A 20,211-nucleotide genomic window follows, 5' to 3' on the forward strand; every position below is an offset into this window, starting at 1 on the left:
AAATATACAAAACAAGTGATAACGGTTTTAACATCAGGTATTCCCACATTCCATCTCCCATTAGAATGTGGGTTAACTGACAATATTTTCGTTATCACTATCTACAATTAATTTAATTTCAATTGATTCAGTTTCAATTTATTCAGTTTCATTGATTGAATTTCAGTTAATTAAATTAAATCGCTTCTTCGTCCTGTTCACCAGTTCGGATACGCACAACACGAGCAACATCGAAAACAAAAATTTTGCCATCGCCAATTTTGCCTGTTTGTGCAATCTGCATAATTGTCTCGACGCAGGTATCAACAATATCATCCGGTACGACAATTTCTATTTTTACTTTCGGCAGAAAATCCACCATATATTCTGCACCACGATACAGCTCAGTATGTCCTTTCTGACGACCAAACCCTTTTACTTCTGTCACGGTCATACCAGTGATACCTACTTCAGCCAGCGCTTCACGCACATCATCCAGCTTGAAAGGTTTGATAATTGCATCAATCTTTTTCATGAAGTTTTCCTGTTATTACCAGTTCTTACGCCCGAAACCAGAAGTAATCGGGTAGCGCCTGTCTTTACCAAAATCACGGTGCGTAATGCGTGGGCCAATAGGTGCCTGACGACGTTTATATTCATTGCTGTCAACCAGCCGGATCACCTTACGGACGATGGTTTCATCAAAACCTTCAGATACCAAATCAGCCACTGATTTGTCTTTTTCAACATATCCTTCAAGGATAGCATCCAACATGTCGTACGGAGGAAGGCTATCCTGATCCAGTTGATCCGGCGCTAACTCTGCTGATGGTGGACGATCAATCACACGCTGAGGAATAGCCGGAGATACTGTATTACGATATTTAGACAATGCAAATACCATAGTTTTAGGAACATCTTTCAAAGCATTAAAGCCACCAGCCATATCACCATACAGGGTTGAGTACCCTACTGCCGATTCACTTTTGTTGCTGGTCGTCAGTACCAAGCGGCGACGCTTGTTAGACATTGCCATCAAAATCACTGCGCGGCAACGTGCCTGCAAATTCTCTTCTGTCGTATCTTTTTCTGTTCCCGAAAACACCGGTTCAAGCTGTGTCATAAAGGCATCAAACATGGGTTCGATGGAAACAACGTCAAACTCAACGCCCAGTAATTCTGCTTGTTCTCTGGCATCGTGAATACTCATTTCTGAGGTATAGCGGAATGGCATCATGACCGCCTGCACATGATCTTTCCCTAAAGCATCCACGGCAATCGCCAATGTTAGCCCTGAGTCAATTCCACCAGACAAACCAAGCAAAGCACCTTTAAAACCGTTTTTATGCACATAATCACGCACAGAAATCACCAAGGCCTTATAGATTTGCGCCAGTGGTGGCAATTGAGGAATAGGGGCCGCCATTCGCTCAATATTCATATCATTGAAACGGCATTGTTCAATGTGTTCCTCAAATGCCGCCATACGATGGGTAATTTCACCATTTGCATCAAAGACCTTAGAGCAACCATCAAAAATGAGCTGATCTTGTCCCCCTACCTGATTGAGATAGATGATTGGCAATTGGATGCGCTGACAGTGAGACCTAATTAATGTACTGCGGATATTCGGTTTTTCACGATTATAAGGAGAAGCGTTAATGGATAAGATGATTTCTGCGCCAGCCTGTTTCAGGGCATCAATCGGAGCGTCAAACCACAAATCTTCACAAATCAATAAACCGAGGTTATAACCCTTGAATGGTATAACGCAGCTTTGATTCCCCGCTTTAAAATAACGCTCTTCATCAAAGACGCCATAGTTTGGCAGTAACTGTTTAAAATAACGTGCCACAACTTTCCCTTTCCAAAACAGGGAAAGTGCGTTATAGAGTTTGCCATCCTGTTGCCACGGATGCCCTACCAAAATACCAACCTGAGAACTTGCTTCTTGCAAACGTACCAATTGTTCACGACAGCGCTGATGTAAATCAGGGCGGAACAACAAATCCTCTGGAAAATAGCCAGACAGCGCCAGCTCAGAAAACATAACCAGATCAGCACCTTTTGCTTGCTGTTCCTGAACTGTCTGCAACATACGTTCGCTGTTGCCTTCAATGTCTCCGACCAGCCAATTTAACTGGGCAAGAGCGATATTAAGAGTACGACTCATAGAATGCGGCTCTCCTAGGCCATAAATCATCTATCTGCTTTACTGAGCTTCTGCTGCAAAGCAATTCATCTCTATACCCTGTATTGTTCAAGCTGAAATTTGAAACTCATAGGGGTATATAATTTCTGTTCAGTGTAAGAATTTATGGGGTTGCAGAAAAGTTATTCCTTAAAATCGTTCGCCTCCAACTCATGGCGTGCTAATAACTTATAAAACTCTGTCCGGTTACGTCCGGCTATGCGAGCAGCATGGGTCACATTACCTTTGGTTATTTGCAACAATTTGCGCAGGTAATTCAATTCAAATTGCCCACGGGCTTCCACAAATGTCGGCAAGGCCGTATTTTCTCCTTCCAATGCCTGAGTAACCAAAGCATCACTAATGACCGGAGTCATCGTCAATGCTACACACTGTTCAATAACATTGACCAATTGACGAACATTGCCCGGCCAGCTTGCTGCCATCAGACATTTTATGGCGTTGGTGGAAAAGCTGCGAACAAAAGGTTTATGACGCTTGGCTGATTCACGTAACAGGTGATTGGCCAATAGAGGAATATCTTCTGAACGTTCATTCAAGGAAGGAATTTTCAAGTTAACAACGTTCAATCGATAATAGAGATCTTCACGAAATTCATTACGCTGCATTGCCTTAGGCAGGTCGCGGTGAGTAGCAGAAATGATTCTGACATCAATGTCTATATTCCGGTTACTCCCCAAAGGACGAACCTTGCGCTCCTGCAACACTCTCAATAGCTTAACTTGCAATGCCATCGGCATATCACCGATCTCATCAAGGAACAATGTTCCTCCTTGCGCTGCTAAAAATAGCCCTTCCCGGCTGCTGACTGCGCCCGTAAATGCACCTTTGGCATGACCAAATAATTCAGATTCCAGTAATTGCTCAGGTAAAGCACCACAATTAATTGCAATAAAAGGCTTCTTCGCCCGTGGACTAGCACGATGAATAGCTTGGGCCAGCACCTCTTTACCGGTTCCACTTTGCCCATTAATCAGAATACTAACGTCAGATAGAGCCACCATCTTTGCCTGCTCCAGTAGACGCAACATCAGAGGGCTTCGAGTGACAATCTTCTCGCTCCATTGTCCATCTATAGCTGGTGTTGACAGTTCCAGTGCATCATCAATGGCTTTATAAAGTGCATCACGATCAACGGGCTTAGTCAGAAAACTAAATACACCTTGCTGCGTTGCTGCCACAGCATCAGGAATAGAACCATGTGCAGTCAGAATAATAACCGGCATACCGGGATGCTGTTTCTGAATCTCCGCAAACAATGCCATACCATCCATTTCATCCATGCGTAAATCACTGATCACGATATCTACTTTTTCTTTTATCAGTGTGCGTAGCGCTTCATTTCCACTCTCTGCGGTCGTGACACGAAATCCTTCACTGGTCAAACGCATTCCCAATAGTTTTAGTAAGCTAGGATCATCATCAACTAAAAGAAGATGGGCGGGATTGCGCACTGTCATTATTATTCGGCTCCTTTTTCTTCTGAGGGATTGGCTTTCGCTTTAGCATCCACATTTGCTGCCGATTTGTCTTTCGGCTTTGCCTGATTATTTAATGAAGCACCAGTATTAGATGAAGTGCCTGTATTGGATATAATCTCCGCGTCATTCACTTGTCCCATTCCACCTTGAGTAGCAACATTATTTTGTTCTTGTTTACGGGATGAAAGTTGGCGTTCAATATCTGTCAGATTTTCTAGTTTGCGGGATATTTCGTTAAATTCACTTTCTAAACGTACCCGCGCTTCTTTCAATCGGTCAATTTTATTATCACTGTCAAGCTGAAATCGCTGGAATTTAGCCTTTTCTTCGGCAAGATTAATTTTCAGGTATTGCTGCTCACGCCACAATTGGAGTAATGGTCGCAAAGCTACAGGAAATTGTGCGCTATACCGATTAAAGTTTTCCACAATTCTCTTGCGTTCAGGTAATCCAGGAGCCGTTCTGTCAATCAAAATGCTTTGTTTAAACATTTGATGCCAATCAGTCAGAGTAGCCGGAGTTAAACGTTCCTCCATCTCACGAGCTTCTGCCGCAGATAATCGATCTGTGCAATCTATAAATCTCAGCCAATAAAGCCCGTTTTCCATCGTTGATGGCTTCGTTATGTCCCAGATTAAATTACAATTCTTAAGACGATAATCCGTGGCACTTTGTTCAGGCAGAATAGACTGCGTAATCGTCGCCAAATTGTCTGATCCACGAGTACCAACACAGCCTGCCAGTAAACAGGGAACAAATAATAGCAACATAGCACGGAAACGTAGGGTCGAAACATGTGCCAGAATAGGCAGCATCTCCGTCATAAAGCGGTAAGTAAACCTGTTATACATAATTATTCAGTCATTCTCCGCAGTTAATGGCAGTTCAACCCGAAAACATACGTCAGCAAACTCGGATTCTATCAAGTGAAGTTCTCCCTGCATCTGTTTAATACAATCTTGCGCAATGCTTAAGCCAAGACCACTTCCTTTAACTGCACCTTTTCGTTGCAGTTTTCCTTGATAAAATGGCTCAAAGATCATACTTTTTTCTAATTCAGGAATAGGTGTTCCTGTATTGGCAATATCAATCTGAATATTTTTACCCATTTGCCGACTAAAAATCCAAATGTTACCGGATTCAGCTCCATAGTGCACTGCATTGGAATAGAGATTATCAATCACCCGTGTCAATAAACTAGGCTCAGCCCAACAATAATCCATATCCATTTGAATTTCTGTGTAAATATTTTTAATCCGCGCAGGTAATTGATGTGACAATACAACACCATCCACAATTTCTTTTAAAGAGACAACCTGATTCTCAGCAGGACCATCCGCCAATTTACGATTATATTCAAGTAATTGTTCAATAAGCCGCTGTAGATGTTTACTGCTACCGTCCAGAATACTGACAACTTCTTTTTGATCCGCCGTCAGAGGCCCTGCAATTTCATCAGCCAATAACTCCGTCCCTTCACGCATACTTGCCAGAGGTGTTTTCAGCTCATGAGAGATATGGCGCAAAAACTCATGACGCTGAGACTCAAGCCAGGATAAACGCTCACTCAGCCAAATAATGCGCTGGGCCAATGACCGCAATTCCCGAGGCCCTTTAAAAGAGTCAATCTGATTTTCCAATGACTGCCCTTCTCCCAGCCGATTGATCATCCTCTCAATGCCCTTTACTGGCCCAATGATCATACGTGTAAACAAAGCTATCAAAAAAGCGCTTAACAAAAATAAGATTAGGCTTTGCCAACCAAAAAATCGCCCTTTATCAGCGATATCCTTTTGCAGTTGTTCACCACGACTAGAAACAATTTTACGGGTTTCCTGTACAATAAAACTATTAGCCTTGGAGAATTCTTCAAGTAATTTAGATGAAGTTGGTTCTGGCAAGCCATTACTACAAGAAATATTGACCAGCCCCGATAATAACTTATCGAATTTCTTCGTGTACTCCGCATTAGCCAACATCACCATCTGACTGTCCAGCATATTCATGTACTGCCTGTATTGGCGTTGATAAAGCTGTTTCAGCCTATCATCCCCTAAGACACAGTATTGACGGTAGCTACGTTCCATCTCAAGGGCTATTCGAGTCATCATTTCGCTACGATGAGCATCTGTCACAGCTGAATGATTAATCGCAGCCGCTTTAGTACTGAGCTGATCAAGACTTTGATAAGCCTGATAAGCCAGAACCAGCAATGGCAACAACACCAACCAGAAAGCCATTACAACTAATTGGCGTAATGAGCGTGGAAATAAACGCCATTTTTTCAAAGAAATCATCTTATAACCTGTTTACATTGAAGCTAATTATATTGAAGCTAACCGACGCAAGCCGGAGGATAAAGTCTGCCAGATGATAAATGCTACAATTACTTTTTCTCTTAATTTTAATTTAAAGAAGAAAATAACAATTAGCCGAAAATAAAAATAATAGTTGAAAACAGTAAGTAATTGATAGCAGTAGCTAATTGAAAATTATGCGGATACATACACAAAACATGATGGACAGGAATAACCTGTAATAATGACGGCGGGATAGTAACTTCTTTACTATCCCGCCAGTGAGGATCCTTCATGCTGCTCAATGAGCATGTAGGTGGTGCCTCACTCCACGTGTCGCCCTGTGTTTGATAAAGCCCGAAGGCGAGTATCATGAAGTTGGACGGTAGGCACCTTACTTTGGCGTCATTCTGGGCTTATGTGGCATGTTTCCACCTGATTGTGGGCCTACATAAAAAGTTGAATGAGCAACTGCTTGTTATTATGCACATTACGTGCCAGTTTGCAAATAAATCCACCAACCAATTGATTTAATTGAAAATAAATAAAAAACCAAATTCATTTAATTTTTTTATCAATATTTCCTAATATTTGATAGTGTCGCCTATTTATGACAATCAACCATAGAAAAATATTTTAGCAATAATATCAATCAAATAAATGTCTCTTATTTGAGACATTATAAAATGTAATTGTCGCGATATGGAGACACGGCCATAAAATTCATTAGTAACACCAAATTAACAATTATTCTCAAAATAGCCTATCTTCTGTTTCTGCTATCACTCCAGAAAGTAGCAAATAAAAATAAAGGCCCTGATAAATTATCAGAACCTTTTTTAATAAAAATTAAATAAGAAAAAATTAACTAAAAATCAAATAGTTAAATAATTCAGCCTAATTGTTTACGTGCATTACGGAAAATACGCATCCACGGGCTATCTTCTCCCCATTCTTTAGGATGCCAAGAGTGGCTGACAGTACGGAATACCCTTTCAGGATGAGGCATCATCACCGTGACTCTCCCGTCAAGGCTGGTCACAGAGGTAATTCCGTTCACAGAACCATTTGGGTTTGCTGGATAGTTTTCCGTCACTGAACCGTAATTATCTACAAACCGCAATGCCACTTGTTGATGTTTTTCAAGTTCCATCAAACTCAGGCTATTTCTAAATTCCACCTGCCCTTCACCATGAGCCACTGCTATCGGCAAGCGAGAACCCACCATATCTTTCAGGAACAGTGAAGGGCTGTTAGCTACTTCAACCAAACTAAAGCGGGCTTCATAACGCTCTGAACGGTTACGGACAAAACGCGGCCAGTGTTCTGTCCCCGGAATCAATTCATGCAGATTAGATATCATCTGACAACCGTTACACACGCCGAGGGTCAAAGTATCCGGCCTAGCGAAGAAATCGGCAAAATCATCACGTACCCGTGAATTAAACAGAATGGATTTTGCCCAACCTTCACCCGCACCAAGCACATCCCCATATGAAAAGCCACCACAAGCAACCAATGTTTGGAATTGATCTAATGTGATACGTCCATCCAATAAGTCGCTCATGTGGACATCTACTGCCTCAAATCCAGCCCGATGGAATGCAGCCGCCATCTCAACATGAGAGTTAACTCCCTGTTCACGCAGAACAGCAACACGCGGGCGCGTCTGTTTCGAAATATAACAAGCAGCAATATCTTCTGCGGGATCGAAAGATAATTTCACATTCAGGCCAGGATCATTCACATCCTGTTTTGCCTGATGTTCTTGATCTGCGCATTCTGGGTTATCGCGCAGACGCTGCATTTGCCATGTTGTTTCTGCCCACCACAAGCGCAATGTGCTGCGATTCTGACGATAAACTTCCATATTGTCGCTGGATATAACGAAATCATCACCTGCCTGAGCTTTCCCCAGATAATGTACGCATCCACTCAATCCATACTCTGCCAACAGATTTTCAACTTGCTTTCTGTCAGTCTCACGAATTTGAATAACTGCACCCAATTCTTCATTAAACAACGCAGCCAAAATATCTTCATCAAATGCACTTATATCGATATGCAATCCGCAGTGACCGGCAAAAACCATTTCAGCCAATGTAACCAGCAATCCACCATCCGAACGGTCATGATAAGCCAGCAATTTTTGTTCCGAAATCAAATGCTGGATCGCATTAAAGAAACCAGCCAATTGTTCGGCGCTGCGAACATCGGCAGTTTTATCTCCAAGTTGACGATAAACTTGCGCCAACGCAGTCCCACCCAGCGCGTTTTGTCCTTTCCCCAGATCGATAAGCAGCAACGCATTATCATCTTCGATAGACAATTCTGGTGTTACTGTGCGACGTACATCTTCTACCCGAGCAAACGCGCTGATCACCAATGAAAGTGGTGAAGTCATTTCACGTACTTCTCCGTTTTGGCTCCAGCGTGTTTTCATTGACATCGAATCCTTGCCAACCGGAATGGTCAATCCCAGCGCCGGACACAACTCTTCACCCACGGCCTTCACTGCGGCATATAAGCCCGCGTCTTCGCCAGCATGGCCTGATGCCGACATCCAGTTCGCTGACAATTTCACTCGTTTCAGATCCTGAATATAGGCTGAAGCGATATTGGTCAGTGCTTCACCCACCGCCATACGTGCCGATGCTGCAAAATTCAGCAATGCAATGGGCGCACGTTCGCCTATTGACATGGCTTCGCCATAATAACTGTCTAAACTAGCGGTAGTAACAGCACAATCTGCAACTGGGATTTGCCAAGGGCCAACCATTTGATCGCGGGCAACCATGCCTGTTATGGAACGATCTCCAATCGTAATCAGGAATGTTTTTTCAGCAACAGCAGGTAAATGCAAGACGCGTTTTACCGCTTCTGCGAGATCAATGCCCCTGCGATCCAAATTTTGCCCCTGTGCTTGCAAAACCTGCGCATTTTTCAGCATCTTCGGCGTCTTACCGAGCAACACATCCAGCGGCATATCAATTGGCTGGTTATCAAAATGGTTGTCATTCAGCAGTAAGTGCCTTTCTTCCGTTGCCTCCCCAACAACAGCATAAGGAGCACGTTCACGACGGCATATGTCTTCAAACAGAGCCAGTTGTTCTGGTGCTACAGCCAAGACATAACGCTCCTGGGATTCATTGCACCATAATTGCAATGGACTCATTCCCGGTTCATCATTAAGAATATTGCGTAACTCAAAACGCCCCCCGCGACCGCCATCACTGACTAACTCAGGCATAGCATTTGACAAGCCACCCGCTCCTACGTCATGGATAAATAAAATTGGGTTTTTGTCACCCAATTGCCAGCAACTATCAATAACTTCCTGACAACGCCGCTCCATCTCCGCATTGTCACGCTGCACAGAGGCAAAATCCAAGTCAGCATCAGATTGACCGGACGTCATTGACGATGCGGCTCCTCCGCCCAAACCAATATTCATGCTTGGTCCGCCCAACACAATTAATTGTGCACCGACCGAGATATCACCTTTCTGGACATGCTCTTCACGGATGTTTCCGATTCCCCCAGCCAGCATGATAGGCTTGTGATAACCGCGCAATTCTGTACCGTTATGGGAATCGACTTTTTCTTCATAAGTTCTGAAATACCCAAGTAATGCCGGACGCCCAAATTCATTATTGAACGCGGCACCTCCTAATGGACCTTCCAGCATGATATCCAATGCACTGACAATCCGATCAGGTTTACCGAAATATTCTTCCCACGGCTGTTCAAATCCAGGAATTCTCAAGTTTGAGACCGAAAAACCGACTAATCCGGCTTTGGGTTTGGCTCCTCGCCCAGTTGCGCCCTCATCACGGATTTCACCACCTGAACCCGTGGCTGCGCCGGGCCAAGGCGAAATAGCTGTTGGATGGTTATGGGTTTCCACTTTCATCAAGATATGGGCTGGCTCTTGGTGGTAATCATAAATTCCAGTTGTAGAATTAGGAAAAAAGCGGCCAACATGAGAGCCTTCCATCACCGCCGCGTTATCTTTATAAGCAGAAAGCACATAATCCGGCGTCTGTTCAAATGTATTTTTAATCATTTTGAACAAAGACTTGGTTTGAACCTTACCATCAATAATCCAATCTGCATTGAAAATCTTGTGGCGACAATGTTCAGAATTTGCCTGAGCAAACATATAGAGTTCAACATCCGTTGGATTACGTCCCAACGCCTGAAAAGCTTTCATCAGATAGTCAATTTCATCTGCAGCCAGAGCCAATCCCAGTTCAATATTTGCCGCTTCCAGTGCTGCCCGCCCTGATTGCAGGATATCAATCTGTTTCAACGGGGCAGGTTGCTGGTGAGAAAATAGGGCTTCAGCCTGTTCAAATTGAGTGAACACACTTTCCATCATGCGATCATGCAATAATGCCGACAATGTTTGCCATTGCCCGTCATCCATTCCGGTACTCTGAATATAATAGGCAATTCCCCGTTCTAAACGGACAATCTGGCTCAAACCACAATTGTGAACAATTTCTGTCGCTTTCGATGACCAAGGAGATATCGTGCCCGGACGAGGCGTAACTAATATTAGTTGTCCTTTAGGCTCAAGTTCGGCCAGAGAAGGACCATATTTTAATAATTTATTTAATTTCTCTTGTTCATCCTCTGTAATTGGGACGTTAACTTCTGCAAGATGCACATATTCTGCATAAATTTCGGTAACAGGGAGATGATCATCTTGACACTGAGAAAGGAGCTTAGTGATACGAAATGCTGATAAAGCAGGTGAGCCACGCAGAATTTCCATAATAATAGGTTCTCTCATCTTAGAAGCAAAGCCTGACTGATGCCTCAGGGAAACTGCACGCATTATAGAGGAATGTTCCTTCCGACGAAACCGTTTGCGTGGTTATTTATCAAACCAACCATGCACTCATTGGAGTGCCAAAATTGATTTAATAGGGTTGCACATCCGCATTTTGTTACGCAAAATTCTCGATTACTGGAAATTTAACCATGATATCATCTTGCATTTCACGCGGGTCTCAATCGTTCTGGAAAGAGATAACTATTTGAATAAAGTAAAGATAAATTATTTTGTTATCGTAATTATCGCGCTCCTCTCAGCTGCTATTATTGGCCTCAATATCAATTGGCCCAATAAACAGCAGGAGCAAATAAACAAAATTCTGGCACGAGGAGAGTTACGAGTGAGCACTATCAGCTCCCCTCTAATCTCTCTTAACAGTAAAAATGAACTAACGGGATTCGACTATGAACTAGCCAAGCAGTTTGCTGATTATCTGGGAGTTAAACTTGTCATCAAGTTTCGTTCTAATATTAACCAGCTTTTTGAAGACTTAGAAAACGATAAAGCCGATTTTTTAGCTGCTGGACTTATCTATGATAAAAACAGGCTGGATCAAACACGCACGGGTCCTACTTACACTACGGTCGGACAACTACTGGTTTATCGTAAGGGGACGACACGCCCACGCTCGTTTAGCGATTTAAAAGGCAAATTAATCGTCACGGCAGGTTCTACCCATGTCAGCGAGCTGAAAAAGTGGAAAGAGACGTCTTATCCTGAATTAACCTGGGAAGAAACGTCACACGAAAATACACAACAATTGCTTGAACAACTCTCTGAAGGGAAAATCGACTATACAATTAGCGATTCCATCAATTTAGCTTTGCAACAGCGCATTTACCCCGATCTGGCCATTGCTTTTGATGTCAGTGCAGAGCGTCCTCTGACTTGGTATTTAAAGCGCAATGGCAATTATAGTCTCCACTCAGCTATGCTCGATTTCTTCAATGATTTGGCTAAAAAAAATACCATTGCGCAGTTACAAGAAAAGTATTTCAACCATGTTGGTTCATTCAATTATTTAGATACCATTTCATTGATTCGCGCCATCAATAAACGTTTGCCAATATATCAGCCAATTTTTCAAAAATACGCTGGGGCGCTTGATTGGCATTTAGTGGCAGCCATCGCCTGGCAAGAATCACATTGGGACCCATTAGCTACTTCACCTACTGGCGTTCGTGGTCTGATGATGCTCACTCGCCCGACAGCAAAATGGGTAGGGGTCAATGATCGGCTAGATCCAGAAGAGAGCGTAAGGGGAGGAGTCGCTTATCTGAACCATCTGATAGAGCGTATGCCAAAAACCATTCCTGAGGATGAGCGTATTTGGTTTGCTCTCGCAGCTTACAACATAGGATATGGACACGTCCTTGATGCTCGTAAATTAACTATTGAACAAAAAGGTAATCCAAACAGCTGGGTTGATGTTAAAACACGTCTTTTGCTGCTCAGCAATAAAAAATACTATCCCAAAACTGCAAATGGTTATGCTCGTGGTCATGAAGCTTATCTATATGTTGAAAATATTAAACGTCATTATGCGAGTCTGGAAGGATACCTTAGCGCAAAAGCCAGACGCGAGAAAACAGAAGAAAATGACAAAGCGGAGGATGCCAAAATGAAAATTACTCACGCTGAATCTCACGAAAAAACGCCGGAGAATAAAACACCGGCGCAACCTGAAGAACCTAAGTCATAGCTGATATTATAATCGCGGCTGAATTAAACTGAAATTGTCAGTTAATTATGGCATTCCCTGTTGTTGGGATTTCAATTTTCTCAACGCCTTATGTTGCTCCCTACGTTGTTTAAAAAAAGAACTCAACATAGTGGAGCACTCTTCCGCCAAAACACCAGCAGTAATTTCAATTTGGTGATTCATACCAGGATGACGCAATATATCAACCAATGATCCCGCAGCTCCCGTTTTCATATCGCTGGCACCATAAACCAGCCGCTGTATTCGGCTGTGTACCATTGCTCCTGCGCACATGACACAAGGTTCCAAAGTGACATACAGTGTCGTATTCAGCAGACGATAATTCTGCAATTGAGTTCCGCCCTTTCGTAATGCGATGATTTCTGCATGGGCGGTAGGATCATGGTCTGTGATTGGGTGATTAAAACCTTCAGCAATAACCTTATTATCAGCTACTAATACAGCACCAACAGGGATCTCACCTTTTGCTTGTGCTTGCATTGCCAAATTCATTGCCTGACGCATCCAATATTCATCACTATAATTTTCAGTCACTGTATATATTTCTGTCACTGCACATTCTCTTACTTATGAAAATTTCGCTTATTATACCCATAGGTTTCGAGTTACAGTGCCACCAACAAAGCCACAATTTGAAATCCATACAGGTTCGCTTGCTAGCCGCCTTGAAGCTTTAAGAAAAACACCTTACGAGGGATTGAAATGGTATTAAATCTTTTTGTTATCAATATCCACTACTGGATTGTTGCCGCCATAAATGCGTCCCGACCAACGCCTTCCAGGGAGAGAAATCTGCCAGCCATTTTTCTGCTTGCTCAGCGCTGACTTTGTCTTCCTGCCTGAGCAGATATTGGAGATTACGTCTTACGGCAACATCACCATGTAATGAACCATCCAAGTAATTGAATCCCCGTAACAGGGCATAATTAATTGTCCACATACCAATGCCCTTGATGGCAAGCAAGCTATTCGTCAATCGCTCCACTCCATCTGCACTCTCTGGAATGTTTAGCGCTATTACACCAGAATCAATGAGTTGGCAAACATTCAATAAAGCATTGGCCTTACCCACAGAAAAACCACACTGGCGTAGTTCATGTTCTGAACATTGCATCACCTGCTTATGATTTGGGTGGCACAATAATCCTGAAGAGTGTGGGATACCCACCGCCTGAATAAAACGCCGTCTAATGGAAATTGCTGCACTTAAACTAATTTGTTGTCCGATAATCGCCCAACTGAGAGCTTCAAATGGTGTTGCAGCTTGGTAAATTCGTAAACCCGCCTGTCTGGTAACCAACTCGCCAATAACGGGATGTTCTTGATATATGGATTCGAATATATCAACAGATTGTTTCAAACCAAGCATATGTGAAGCTAGAGCCGATAACGCTTCATGTTGTGAAGAACAAATTTTGTCATCATCAATATCAAGCTGTATTTTCGCTCTATTTTTTTCAATTGTGATTGTCAAGAGAGCTGGTTTTTCGTGCCAAATAATCCCTTTTTTAATTTGATTCTGTTGTACGGTTTCAGAAATGCCCATTTCATCCCTTTGATGAAAAGCCAAAAAATCCCTCATGTGATAATTATTAGGTAATATAATTTCCGTTAAACAGCTTGCTTTCATCAGAGCAACTCCAGATAAACACAGTATTAAGCTAACGATCTAACAGACTTCAAGTTTAGATACAAGGCGGATTCAATCCATTATGCAACATCGCCAATATTACATTTAAGTAATTCTTCATTTAAACATTTTATTTGATATTTTGACGGACTCAACACTAATAGGTAGATACCCATTCCCATAAATAAGATCATACTTAAAATAACTAAAAATAAATCAAAAGCACTCCCAATCGTATTATTTAAGACACCTACCTTTAATAAAAACACAACCAACACAGTAAATGCTAATGTGAAAAAATATGCTGAAAATATCTTTTCAAACCAATAAGTAACATAATAAAAAGAGCCAATATTGACTTGAACTATGCCAGAATTTAACACAGTAAATGATCTCAATTTCCTGAGGCTGTCTATACACTCTGAACTCAACCCATCTTGTTTCAGCTTGATAAATATATTCCTAAATTTATCAGATTTTATTTTCGTGACATCAAACATTATCTCAGATGCAATTTCGTATTTAATATAGTTCTTACTGGGTTCATCTAAATAAGCATTATACTCATTTAGATACTTAATGTACTTTACTGCTCTTCTCTCTCTAAAAACACTTACATCTGCATAAAGTTTCTTTAATACAGACAAAATAATACCAATAAAAGTCCCAATAGATCCCAAGACTTTCACGATATCATTACCATGTTTTACGATGTATTCAATCATGTGTTTACTCTAAAGAATATAAAGCATACTTAAGTATATATCATGATAAATGAACAGGATCGCTTTCTAAGCTATGAGTGAAAATTCTCAATCAGTGCTACGGGAAAAGTACAAAACCCCGGGGGCAGTCCATTGCATTGATGCTAATCAAACAGATAAAGATACTCTCAATAGCTGTGAAAATCCCAGATGTGCTAACATATGCCCCAGATAGTTTTCTTTGTAAGATGCATTTCTTTGTAAAATACTTTTATTTGCAAAATATACTGTATGGAATAACAAGGGACGGTCTAGAGTAACAAATCAGGAATAAAATTAAGTCTTTTAATTGAAGACTTAATTTATGTAAGAGGTTGAAATGGCACTATTAATTACCAAACGCTGTATCAATTGTGATATGTGTGAACCCGAATGCCCTAATCAGGCCATCACAATGGGCGCAGAGATCTACGAAATTGAATCTGATCGTTGTACCGAGTGTATCGGGCATTACAAAAAGCCAACTTGCCAATCTGTCTGCCCGATCACCAATACCATTATCCTTAATCCTAATCATCAGGAAACCGAAGAGCAGTTATGGGATAAGTTTGTGCTGTTACACCATGCTGATAAGATCTGAACTTAACTTTCCAATATCACTGTCGCACAAGCATAACGCCGTTCATCTGCCAGTGTGACATGGATGGATCTGACATTCAGTTTGTTAGCCAGCACTTCAGCCTCTCCATGAAGTTTTAATGTGGGTTTCCCCAGTGGATCGTTAATCACTTCAAATTGGTTAAAGGCCAGTCCATTGCGGATACCTGTTCCAAGCGCTTTGGCCGCCGCTTCCTTAACTGCGAAGCGCTTCGCCAAAAAACGGATAGGCTGGTTATTTTGTTGATATTGTTGCCACTCTCCGTCGCTCAGAACACGCCTTGCCAGACGTTCGCCTGAACGTCCGACAATTTCGTCAATACGGGATATTTCAACAATATCTGTGCCTAATCCAATAATGGCCATTAACGGCGAGCTTCCCGCAATAACGTTTTCATATCCGCAACAGCAGCAGACAAACCACTGAATACAGCGCGGCCAATAATGGCATGCCCTATATTTAGTTCATAAATTTCAGGTAAAGCTGCAATGCGCTGCACATTGTGATAAGTCAATCCATGACCGGCGTTGACTTTTAGACCTTTAGAGGCCGCGTAGGTAGCTGCTTCTTTGATACGCTGAAATTCTTTTTCTTGCTGTGTTTCATTCTCTGCATCAGCATATGCGCCAGTATGAATCTCGATAAATGGTGCTCCGACTTCAACAGCTGCATCGATTTGTTGGTGATCCGCATCAATGAATAAAGACACCAAAATTCCCGCTTCTGATAAGATTTTAACAGCCGCAGCAATGTGCTCCTTTTGTCCAAACACATCCAATCCACCTTCGGTTGTTACCTCTTGACGCTTTTCAGGTACTAAACAACAGAAAGCAGGTTTGATTTGGCAAGCAATCCCCACCATCTCATCTGTTACCGCCATTTCAAGGTTCATACGAGTTTGAATTGTTCTTTCTAATAATTGAACATCTCTGTCAGTAATATGGCGGCGATCTTCACGCAGGTGAACCGTTATACCATCAGCTCCCGCCTGCTCTGCAACAAATGCAGCCTGAACCGGATTGGGATATTGTGTCCCACGGGCATTACGTAAGGTTGCAATGTGATCAATGTTGATACCTAACAATACCTCAACCATTTTTAGCTCCTGCAATAACATAAGATTTAATAAAGTCTACACTTTTCATCATGAAAAAGCGGCTTGCTTTAGTTTTCATTTTTCTTGTTGGGGTTATCAATTTTTTTACGTGCTAATTGACGAAATAGTTCACGGCTTTTTAACGGTTTTCCTCCCAAATAAGGCTTTAAGGCAATGCGAGTGAAACGTTTTGCCGCTTTCAAAGTCCTGTGATCAGGAAATTTGCCAATTGCCAACGCCTTTAGTTCATAACCAGTAAAACTGTATTGATCCACAACCAAACTGGCGATAAACCCTTTTTCTTCACGATAACGGTAAGTCATTGTGTCCGCTACAGGTTCACCACTTCCTGCACAGTGAAGATAATCAACACCGTATCCCATATTGGTTAATAACGCTAATTCCAAACGACGCAATGCGTACTCCGGCGTGTATTCACTCGCCGCAAGGATTTGCAAACATTGGAGATAATCAAAAAAAAGTGCGGGATATGCCGTTCCTTGTTCAAGGACTCGGGATAAAAGCTCATTTACATACAACCCGCTGTAGAGCACACTTCCCGATAAGGGGAGAGCCAATGAAATAGGCTCTGCATCTCTTAATGTCTTGATTTCCCCCCGCCCACTCCAACGAATGAGCAGCGGGGTAAAAGGTTGCAAGCAACCTTTTAGATTGGAGCGACGGCTGCGTGCTCCTTTCGCCAATATTCGTATGCGCCCTTCATTTTCAGTAAATACATCCAGTAGTAAACTGGTTTCACTGTAAGGGCGTCCATGAAGTACAAAGGCTCTCTGCCAGCCGTCCACATATCAGCCTTATAAGTCGTCGATGTAACCGAGGCTGCGAAGCGCCCGTTCATCATCAGCCCAACCAGCTTTCACTTTTACCCACAATTCTAAGTGGACTTTCATATCAAACAGCTTTTCCATATCTTGACGAGCTTCTGTACCAATCGTCTTGATTTTGCTGCCTTTATTACCAATCACCATTTTTTTCTGGCCATCACGCTCTACCAGAATCAAACCATGGATCGTATAACCACCACGTTCATTGGCAACAAATTGCTCAATTTCTACTGTCACTGAATATGGGAGTTCATCACCCAAAAAACGCATCAGTTTTTCACGGATGATTTCTGACGCCATAAAACGCTGTGAACGATCAGTGATGTAATCTTCAGGGAAGTGATGCTCTGCCAGTGGCATATGGTCACGCACTAATTTGGCAATGGTATCGACATTCATGCCTTTTTCCGCACTAACCGGTACAACATCGATAAAATTCATCTGTTGGCTGAGAAAACCGATATGTGGCAGAAGAATGGTTTTATCTGTCACATTGTCCACTTTATTAATAGCCAGTAAGACAGGGCAACGTAAATGACGCAACTTGTTCACCACCATTTCATCATCAGGTGTCCAATGCGTACCTTCCACAACAAAAATAACCAGTTCTACATCACCAATAGAGCTGCTCGCCGCACGGTTCATCAATCGGTTGATCGCACGCTTTTCTTCAATATGAAGACCCGGTGTATCAACATAGATGGTTTGGTAAGCTCCTTCCGTATGAATCCCCATAATGCGATGCCGCGTCGTTTGAGGTTTACGGGAAGTAATAGATACTTTCTGACCCAATAACTGATTCAGTAAAGTTGATTTACCGACGTTGGGCCGACCGACTATTGCAACGAATCCGCAATAGTTTTTTTCTTCGCTCATTCAAGCTCCAGTTGTTTTAATGCTTGTTCTGCAGCCGCCTGTTCTGCCTTGCGGCGACTGGAACCGACTCCTCTGACAGGCTGTTCAAATCCACTGACCTGACAGTGAATTGTAAATTCCTGATCGTGTGCTTCCCCACGAACTTGAACAACCAGATATGTAGGCAATGGCAAATGACGCCCTTGCAAATACTCCTGTAAACGTGTTTTAGGATCTTTTTGCTTATCGCCTGGGCTAATTTCATTCAAACGAGTTTCATACCAAGTCAGGATAATCTTTTCGATGGTCTGAATATCGCTATCAAGAAAAATAGCGCCAATTAAGGCTTCAATGCTATCCGCCAAAATGGATTCGCGACGATGTCCCCCACTTTTTAACTCACCCGGCCCCAGCCGCAGGCATTCACCTAATTCAAACTCTCTGGCCAATTCCGCCAAAGTATTGCCACGCACCAATGTTGCTCGCATACGACTCATATCCCCTTCATCAACACGGGGGAAACGATGGTAAAGCGCATTGGCAATGACAAAACTCAGGATCGAGTCACCAAGAAATTCCAGACGTTCATTATGCTTACTGCTGGCGCTGCGGTGAGTCAACGCTTGAAGCAACAAATCGTACTGTTTAAAGGTATATCCTAGCTTATGTTGTAACCGATTCGTTATTATGGAGTTCATGTGCTACCAATTCAGTTAGAATTCATCAAATAAAAGCACACGCAACAGACCTGTGAGGCCAGACCTATCTAGCAATATTCACCTTACGGCAAACCTTACAAAACTGTTGCGTTTGCACTGGCTCCCAAAGACATTCATCATCTTGGGAACCAGTCATCTTGTTTGAAAGAATATTCTACACTGTGAGATAAATTAATGCTGCGCTAATATATAAATATTAGTGAATTCCACCAATTCGACTAAAGCGCACACTAGTAGGCCACTTATCTTCCTGTTTTTCGAAACTCATCCAAATGGCGGTTGCACGGCCTACCAGATTTTTCTCCGGTACAAATCCCCATGAACGGCTATCGTCACTATTGTCACGGTTGTCACCCATCGCGAAATATTGGCCTTGGGGAACGACCCAAGTACCAACTGGCAAGCCATTTTGGCGGAAGCTAGGGATGCGTTGTATTATAGGAATAGTCAAAATATGGTGTGACACATCACCTAAATTTTCTTTTCTTTCGTCCTGACGGAGAGTATTCTCCCCTAACGGATCATCAACGGGAATTTGATAAACTCCACTTATACGAATCCCTTCTGATGTCACACCTTCTTTTATCGTCCATTCACTTGGGAATGTGTTCTTATAAGTAACAGGTAAATCTCCCTTGCATTCCACATTCCAACCACAGTCCGGGTAAATCTGAAGCTCTTTTTTACTGTAATCGTAAACGATCTTATCTCCGGGCAAGCCAATGATTCGTTTTACAAAATCTATGCTTGGATTTTTCGGATATTTGAAAACAGCAACATCTCCACGCTTAGGCTCACCGGTTTTTATTAAGGTTGTTTGCGTAAGTGGGTCTTTTAAACCATAGGCAAATTTTTCAACCAGAATAAAATCCCCGATCAATAATGTCGGCATCATTGAACCAGAAGGAATCTGAAAAGGCTCATAAACAAAAGAACGCAGAACCAACACAATAGCTAACACCGGAAAGACAGATGCAAGTGTTTCAACCCATGAAGGTTTGTTAAGCTCTTTAGCCAAAACTTCCTGAGCTTCTGCGCCTGCCGCCTGTTCCTGAATGTGGGCAAGCTTTTTTTTACGTTCTGGAGCGAATTTGAATCGCTCCAGGCACCAGAGAATACCGGTGATTAACGTTGCTAACGTTAATACCAAGGCAAAAGTGTTAGCCATT

The 20,211-nt window shown here is 42.4% G+C and carries 17 protein-coding genes; 2 read left to right on the forward strand and 15 right to left on the reverse strand.

Annotation, left to right across the window (positions count from 1 at the left end; translation table 11 throughout):
* Positions 1–175: 175 nt before the first annotated feature.
* From glnB to purL, 6 genes are all read right to left on the reverse strand, one after another.
* Positions 176–514 (reverse strand): nitrogen regulatory protein P-II, encoded by a 339-nt coding sequence (gene glnB, locus BM135_RS07170; RefSeq protein ID WP_045958055.1) that lies wholly within the window; start codon positions 512–514, stop codon positions 176–178.
* 15 nt (positions 515–529) lie between these two features.
* Positions 530–2,152: an NAD+ synthase gene (locus BM135_RS07175; RefSeq protein ID WP_092519094.1), complete on the reverse strand. Its 1,623-nt coding sequence runs from the start codon at positions 2,150–2,152 to the stop codon at positions 530–532.
* A gap of 161 nt (positions 2,153–2,313) precedes the next feature.
* A complete protein-coding gene (gene glrR, locus BM135_RS07180; protein WP_092519095.1) occupies positions 2,314–3,651 on the reverse strand; it encodes a two-component system response regulator GlrR in 1,338 nt (445 codons plus the stop codon).
* A 2-nt stretch (positions 3,652–3,653) separates the two neighbouring features.
* Positions 3,654–4,523, reverse strand: coding sequence for a two-component system QseEF-associated lipoprotein QseG (gene qseG / locus BM135_RS07185; RefSeq protein WP_092519096.1), 870 nt, complete (start codon positions 4,521–4,523; stop codon positions 3,654–3,656).
* A gap of 6 nt (positions 4,524–4,529) precedes the next feature.
* A complete protein-coding gene (locus tag BM135_RS07190; protein ID WP_092519097.1) occupies positions 4,530–5,969 on the reverse strand; it encodes a sensor histidine kinase in 1,440 nt (479 codons plus the stop codon).
* Between the two features lie 892 nt (positions 5,970–6,861).
* Positions 6,862–10,749 carry a phosphoribosylformylglycinamidine synthase gene (gene purL / locus BM135_RS07195; RefSeq protein WP_092519120.1) on the reverse strand — a complete coding sequence of 1,296 codons (3,888 nt, stop codon included), beginning with the start codon at positions 10,747–10,749 and terminating at the stop codon, positions 6,862–6,864.
* Positions 10,750–11,014: 265 nt separating this feature from the next.
* Here purL and mltF point away from each other — a divergent pair, with 265 nt between their 5' ends.
* Positions 11,015–12,514: a membrane-bound lytic murein transglycosylase MltF gene (gene mltF / locus BM135_RS07200; protein ID WP_092519121.1), complete on the forward strand. Its 1,500-nt coding sequence runs from the start codon at positions 11,015–11,017 to the stop codon at positions 12,512–12,514.
* A 45-nt stretch (positions 12,515–12,559) separates the two neighbouring features.
* On the opposite strand, the gene tadA is transcribed toward mltF, so the two are convergent.
* From tadA to BM135_RS07215, 3 genes are all read right to left on the reverse strand, one after another.
* Positions 12,560–13,069, reverse strand: coding sequence for a tRNA adenosine(34) deaminase TadA (gene tadA, locus BM135_RS07205; RefSeq protein WP_217644290.1), 510 nt, complete (start codon positions 13,067–13,069; stop codon positions 12,560–12,562).
* 190 nt (positions 13,070–13,259) lie between these two features.
* Positions 13,260–14,081 (reverse strand): DNA-3-methyladenine glycosylase family protein, encoded by an 822-nt coding sequence (locus BM135_RS07210; protein ID WP_339385096.1) that lies wholly within the window; start codon positions 14,079–14,081, stop codon positions 13,260–13,262.
* Between the two features lie 164 nt (positions 14,082–14,245).
* Positions 14,246–14,890 (reverse strand): hypothetical protein, encoded by a 645-nt coding sequence (locus BM135_RS07215; RefSeq protein WP_092519100.1) that lies wholly within the window; start codon positions 14,888–14,890, stop codon positions 14,246–14,248.
* Positions 14,891–15,248: 358 nt separating this feature from the next.
* On the opposite strand from BM135_RS07215, the gene BM135_RS07220 reads away from it, so the two are divergent.
* On the forward strand, positions 15,249–15,509 hold the full coding sequence (locus tag BM135_RS07220; protein ID WP_092519101.1) for a YfhL family 4Fe-4S dicluster ferredoxin: 261 nt from the start codon (positions 15,249–15,251) through the stop codon (positions 15,507–15,509).
* Between the two features lie 2 nt (positions 15,510–15,511).
* On the opposite strand, the gene acpS is transcribed toward BM135_RS07220, so the two are convergent.
* The 6 genes from acpS to lepB all read right to left on the reverse strand — a co-directional run bounded on the left by acpS (position 15,512) and on the right by lepB (position 20,210).
* Entirely contained in the window at positions 15,512–15,892 is a 381-nt protein-coding gene (gene acpS, locus BM135_RS07225) for a holo-ACP synthase (protein ID WP_092519102.1), read from the reverse strand.
* Complete coding sequence (pdxJ, locus tag BM135_RS07230) at positions 15,892–16,623, reverse strand: pyridoxine 5'-phosphate synthase (protein WP_092519103.1); 732 nt, start codon at positions 16,621–16,623, stop codon at positions 15,892–15,894. The genes acpS and pdxJ overlap by 1 nt, the downstream gene beginning before the upstream one ends.
* Before the next feature lie 68 nt (positions 16,624–16,691).
* Positions 16,692–17,429 carry a DNA repair protein RecO gene (recO, locus tag BM135_RS07235; RefSeq protein WP_092519104.1) on the reverse strand — a complete coding sequence of 246 codons (738 nt, stop codon included), beginning with the start codon at positions 17,427–17,429 and terminating at the stop codon, positions 16,692–16,694.
* Positions 17,430–17,438: 9 nt separating this feature from the next.
* The gene (gene era, locus BM135_RS07240) at positions 17,439–18,344 is read right to left on the reverse strand and encodes a GTPase Era (RefSeq protein ID WP_092519105.1); all 906 of its coding nucleotides are present in this window, start codon (positions 18,342–18,344) and stop codon (positions 17,439–17,441) included.
* Positions 18,341–19,021 carry a ribonuclease III gene (gene rnc / locus BM135_RS07245; protein ID WP_092519106.1) on the reverse strand — a complete coding sequence of 227 codons (681 nt, stop codon included), beginning with the start codon at positions 19,019–19,021 and terminating at the stop codon, positions 18,341–18,343. Before rnc ends, era begins: the two co-directional genes overlap by 4 nt.
* Before the next feature lie 217 nt (positions 19,022–19,238).
* Complete coding sequence (lepB, locus tag BM135_RS07250) at positions 19,239–20,210, reverse strand: signal peptidase I (protein ID WP_092519107.1); 972 nt, start codon at positions 20,208–20,210, stop codon at positions 19,239–19,241.
* Position 20,211 lies beyond the last annotated feature (1 nt).

This window comes from Xenorhabdus japonica, from assembly GCF_900115195.1.
Taxonomy (GTDB): domain Bacteria; phylum Pseudomonadota; class Gammaproteobacteria; order Enterobacterales; family Enterobacteriaceae; genus Xenorhabdus; species Xenorhabdus japonica.